Annotated in this window: 5 protein-coding genes; 3 read left to right on the forward strand and 2 right to left on the reverse strand. The window is 57.4% G+C overall.

Annotation, left to right across the window (positions count from 1 at the left end; translation table 11 throughout):
• Positions 1–108 precede the first annotated feature (108 nt).
• Positions 109–900 carry an SDR family NAD(P)-dependent oxidoreductase gene (locus tag VF639_RS14905; protein ID WP_331146716.1) on the reverse strand — a complete coding sequence of 264 codons (792 nt, stop codon included), beginning with the start codon at positions 898–900 and terminating at the stop codon, positions 109–111.
• 167 nt (positions 901–1067) lie between these two features.
• Between VF639_RS14905 and VF639_RS14910 the strand changes: the two genes are divergently transcribed.
• The 3 genes from VF639_RS14910 to VF639_RS14920 all read left to right on the forward strand — a co-directional run bounded on the left by VF639_RS14910 (position 1068) and on the right by VF639_RS14920 (position 4568).
• A complete protein-coding gene (locus VF639_RS14910) occupies positions 1068–1553 on the forward strand; it encodes an ankyrin repeat domain-containing protein (RefSeq protein WP_331146717.1) in 486 nt (161 codons plus the stop codon).
• Positions 1554–1679: 126 nt separating this feature from the next.
• Entirely contained in the window at positions 1680–2087 is a 408-nt protein-coding gene (locus tag VF639_RS14915) for a DoxX family protein (protein WP_331146718.1), read from the forward strand.
• 549 nt (positions 2088–2636) lie between these two features.
• The gene (locus VF639_RS14920) at positions 2637–4568 is read left to right on the forward strand and encodes a cytochrome c oxidase subunit I (protein WP_331146719.1); all 1932 of its coding nucleotides are present in this window, start codon (positions 2637–2639) and stop codon (positions 4566–4568) included.
• Positions 4569–4647: 79 nt separating this feature from the next.
• Here VF639_RS14920 and VF639_RS14925 read toward each other — a convergent pair.
• Positions 4648–4912, reverse strand: a 265-nt coding sequence (locus VF639_RS14925) for a hypothetical protein (RefSeq protein WP_331146720.1), incomplete at its 5' end; no start/stop codon positions are given.

The raw sequence follows: 4912 nt of genomic DNA on the forward strand, positions 1-4912 counted from the left end.
GCTAGGGGGTGAGGCTCCGTCAGAACGACCCAACTGCGTAAGGTCATTTATTGCAACAGAAGCGCCGGCCTCGCGCTACAGCCTCTGGCGTCGTTGTACTTTAGCTAGTTACCCGATGCTGCGAATTACGCCGCCGTCAACGCGCACCGAGGCGCCGTTGGTGGCGGAGGCCAGGGGGCTGGCGAGGTAGGCTACCATGTTGGCTACTTCGTCGGTGGTGGCGAAGCGCTGAAGCAGGGACGACGGGCGGGCATGCTGGAAGAATTCGTGCTCGGCGTCTTCGCGGCTTTTGCCTTCGGCCGACATCTTCTGTAGGAATTCCTCTACGCCCTCGGAGGCCGTGGGGCCGGGTAGCACTGAGTTGACCGTTACCTGCGTGCCTTTGGTAAGCTCGGCCAGGCCTCGGGCCACGGCGAGCTGCGCGGTTTTGGTGGTACCGTAGTGAATCATTTCTTCGGGAATCTGGAGGGCCGACTCGCTGGAGATGAACAGGATGCGGCCCCAATTATTTTTCAGCATCTGCGGAAAGTACTGGCGCGAAAGCCGCACGCCGCTCAGCACGTTCACCTCGAAAAACCGCAGCCAGTCTTCGTCGGGTATTTCGGCGAAAGGCTTCGGCTCGAAGATGCCCACGTTGTTGACCAAGATATCCACGGTGGGCACTTGCAGTAGCAAGTAGTCTACTTGCTCGGAACGACTGAAATCGACGGCTACGCCACGCACCGTTGCGCCGGGTGTTTCAGTTAAAACAGCGGTTTGCGCTTCCTGCAAGCGCGCTTCGGTACGGCCCGTCAAAATGATTTCGGCGCCTTCGGCGGCCAGCCGGCGCGCAATGGCCAGTCCAATGCCAGCCGTGGAGCCGGTAATCAAGGCTACTTTATTGGTGAGTTGCAGATCCATGGGGAAAGGGGTGTTAGGATAAACCACCAACTAAACGCGCAAACCCTCGATTTGTCTGATTCAGCTGTGCTTCTTCCGCGAGCGGCAAGTAAGGCCAGAGAACTAATCGATTTTCGCTGGTTACCGTATTATCCGCGAATCACTGCTAGAAACTTTTCCGCTTACCCATGAATTTCACCTCTTCCCGTCCCGAAGACCTGCTGTTTGACGCCGCCCGCCGCGGCCATGTAGAAACGCTCCAAGCGTTGCTAGCCGAGGGGGCCGACGTAAACACGCAGGACGGCAAAGGCTTCACGCCCCTCATTATTGCCGCCTACGACGGCCACGTCGAAGCCACCCGCTTGCTGCTCGAAGCCGGTGCCAACCCCAACGTACACGACGCAAGCGGCAACACCGCCCTGATGGGCGTCAGCTTCAAAGGCTACCCCGAAATTGCCCAACTGCTCATCGAGCACGGCGCCGACCTCAACGCCCGCAATGGCAACGACGGCACCGCCCTCATGTTTGCTACGCTCTTCGGCCGCCACAACATGGTGCCCGTATTGCTGAAGGCCGGGGCCGATACCACCCTGCGCGACGTGCGCGGCCTCACGGCCCGCGACCTGGCTGTTCAGCAAGGCAATGAAGTAGCGCTAAACCTGCTGCCGGAATAAAGAGGCGAGCAGGTGGCAGGAAGTAAGTTGCTTGTCGTCTTGGTCTTACCTGCTTCCCTTGCTGCTTTATCGTTTTCAAGCGCAACCTGTCATTTTCTTGTCGCAAAACCTGTCGCCTTTACTGCCATGAATAACTCTGTCGCCCGCTTTGCCCCGTACGCTTTTGCCTTACTGCGCATAGTGGTGGGCGTGTTGTTTGCTATGCACGGCAGCCAGAAGCTGTTCGGAGTTCCCGGCGATAAGCCTGCAGTCGAGCTAGCTTCGTTGATGGGGGTGGCTGGCATCATCGAGTTTGCGGGCGGTATTCTGATTGCTCTAGGCCTTCTGACGCGCCCAGCGGCGTTTTTAAGCAGCGGCACTATGGCGGTGGCCTACTTTATGGCTCACGCGCCCGGAGGCCTGCTCCCCATTGTCAACAAGGGCGAGCCCGCGGTGATATACTGCTTTGTATTCCTTTACATCTGGACCCACGGCCCCGGCATCTGGAGCATCGACGGCCTGTTGCGCCGCAACCGCCCCGAAGCGGCGAACTGAGTTGCGGGTAGCTAACCCCATAAGCTCTTTTTTGATGCAAAGCCCACCAGCCCTACCATTGGGGCGGTGGGCTTTGCTTGTTTACTGCTCGTTCCGGCGGGGCTAGAGGTGAGGCTCCGCCTGAATGAGCAGTGCGTAACAGCAGTTATCTAAAGCCTATCCGCATGGGGCTTGTCATTCCGACAAAGGAGGAATCTGATTTAAAATCGTTCAACGAGCTAACTCAGATTCCTCCTTTGTCGGAATGACAAGCCCTATTCGGATAAGCTCTTAAAGGAGCGGTACAGAATATAGGTACAGAATGTAAGGGAGTGTGGGTGCTGGCCGGAAAGGGTCAGCTTTTACATGCGGCGCAATAGCTTAAAGCCTAGCGCTGTGCTTCAGAATGGAATTGGGAACGATGAATACGGAGTTGGATTACGTAGTCTGTCACCGCGAAATGGGCATTTGTGCTGAGGCATTCCTGGGTGAGTTTGCGCAATTTCGGAGGGGTTCGGAAAGCACAGTTTCCGGGCCCACAACCACGCCGCCACCAACCCGCAAAATGCTATGGATGCAAACACGAACCCGCTAAACAACCCGGCCGACCATAGCCGGGGAAGTATCAAAGTAGAGCACATTGTTGCCGTAGCTCGGCCCGAGCATGTCCATTACGGCCTCGCTGACGACCACGGCGACGACCACGACCACAACCACGACCAACACTGGCTGTTTCGGTACGTGTTCAGCACCGACCACAAAGTAATTGCCAAGCAGTTCCTGATTACGGGCATTTTCTGGGCCTTTATCGGGGGCGCATTTTCCAGCATTATGCGTTTGCAGCTGGGCTGGCCGGAGGCCACGTTTCCCTGGCTGGTTCCCGTCCTGGGCAAGTGGGTGGAGGCGGGTAAGCTAAACGCCGAATTTTACCTGGCGCTGGTTACCATGCACGGCACCATCATGGTGTTCTTCGTGCTGACGGCGGGCTTGAGCGGCACGTTCTCCAACTTTCTGATTCCGCTGCAAGTCGGCGCCCGCGACATGGCCTCGGGCTTTATGAACATGCTCTCGTATTGGTTTTTCTTCACGGCCAGCCTGATCATGCTTATTTCCATCTTCACCGAAACGGGCCCGGCGGCAGCCGGCTGGACCATTTACCCGCCGCTGAGCGCCTTGCCGCAGGCCATTCCGGGCTCAGGCATCGGCATGACGCTGTGGCTGGTGTCGATGGCACTGTTTATCATTTCGCAGCTTTTGGGCGGCGTGAACTACATCACCACGGTTATCAACCTGCGCACCCGCGGCATGAGCATGGGCAAGCTGCCACTTACTATCTGGGGCTTTTTTCTGACGGCCATCCTGGGGCTACTGGCGTTTCCGGTGCTGTTTTCGGCGGCGCTGCTGCTCATCTTCGACCGCAGTTTCGGCACGAGCTTCTTCTTGTCCGACATCTACATTGCCGGGCAGGCCTTGCCCAACACGGGCGGCTCGCCGATTCTGTTCCAGCACTTGTTCTGGTTCCTAGGTCACCCTGAGGTGTACATCGTTATTATGCCCGCCATGGGCATTGTGTCGGAAGTGATGGCCACCAATGCCCGCAAACCTATTTTCGGTTACCGGGCTATGGTGGGCTCTTTGCTCGGCATTACGCTGCTCTCGTTTGTGGTATGGGGCCACCACATGTTCGTGACGGGGATGAATCCGTTCCTGGGCTCGGTGTTCATGTTCCTGACGCTCATTATTGCCGTGCCCTCGGCCGTGAAAACCTTCAACTGGCTGGCGACGCTCTGGCGCGGCAATATCCGCTTCACCACGGCCATGTTGTATGCTATTGGCTTCGTGTCGCTGTTTGTTTCGGGGGGCCTGACCGGCATTGTGCTCGGCAATTCGGCGCTGGATATTCAGATGCACAACACCTACTTTGTGGTAGCGCACTTCCACCTGGTAATGGCCAGCTCGGCCATTTTTGGGCTCTTTGCCGGGGTGTACCATTGGTTCCCGAAGATGTTTGGGCGGATGCTGGACGAGAAGCTCGGCTACATCCACTTCTGGTCGACATTTGTTGGAGCCTACGCCGTGTTCATGCCCATGCACTACATCGGTATTGCCGGTTTCCCGCGCCGCTACTACTCCTGGACGGGTTTCGAGATGTTCAACCAGTTTGCCGACCTCAACAAGTTCATCTCCATTGCCGCCATTCTGGTGTGGTTCGGGCAATTCGTTTTCCTCTTCAATTTCGTGTACAGCATGTTCTATGGGCGGCGGGCCACCCAAAATCCCTGGAAATCCAACACCCTGGAATGGACCACGCCCATTATTCCCGGCCACGGCAACTGGCCCGGCGACATTCCCGCCGTCTACCGCTGGCCCTACGACTACAGCAAGCCCGGCGCCAAAGACGACTTCATTCCGCAAAACGTGCCGTTCTCCCAAACCCATTCCTCCAACCTTCCCTACGAAGACGAGGATGCCGCCGAGAACAACCGGAGAGCCAAGGCCTAGCCTTTTGAAACTAAACAGCACGGCCCGGCAAATTGCCAGGCCGTGCTGTTTGTTGCTGTTGCGCAGGGCTATTTGAGGACTAGGGAATGGGTTGCCACGTTACGTCGGCTACGGCGGCCGTGTTGGTGGAGAGGTATTGGTCGTACAAGTCTTGCGCCGTGCCTTGGTCTGGCTCGCTGCCATCGGAGCGCAGCACGAGCAGCAAGTCGTTGGGAGTTAGATTCAGCTGCTGCATAAGCTGCTGCCGCAGTTCTGGCGTAGCGTTCGGCAGCCCGTCTTGCAACTTCACAACCGTCACGAATTGCCCGTCTTGCTTTATTTGAGTGTACACGCCCGAGGGGCCA

It is taken from the genome of Hymenobacter sp. (assembly GCF_036387835.1).
Taxonomy (GTDB): Bacteria; Bacteroidota; Bacteroidia; order Cytophagales; family Hymenobacteraceae; genus Hymenobacter.

Coding starts and splice junctions, on each gene's coding strand:
- VF639_RS14920 (WP_331146719.1), top strand. CDS start 2,637: ATGGATGCAAACACGAACCCGCTAAACAACCCGGCCGACCATAGCCGG.
- VF639_RS14905 (WP_331146716.1), bottom strand. CDS start 900: ATGGATCTGCAACTCACCAATAAAGTAGCCTTGATTACCGGCTCCACG.
- VF639_RS14910 (WP_331146717.1), top strand. CDS start 1,068: ATGAATTTCACCTCTTCCCGTCCCGAAGACCTGCTGTTTGACGCCGCC.
- VF639_RS14915 (WP_331146718.1), top strand. CDS start 1,680: ATGAATAACTCTGTCGCCCGCTTTGCCCCGTACGCTTTTGCCTTACTG.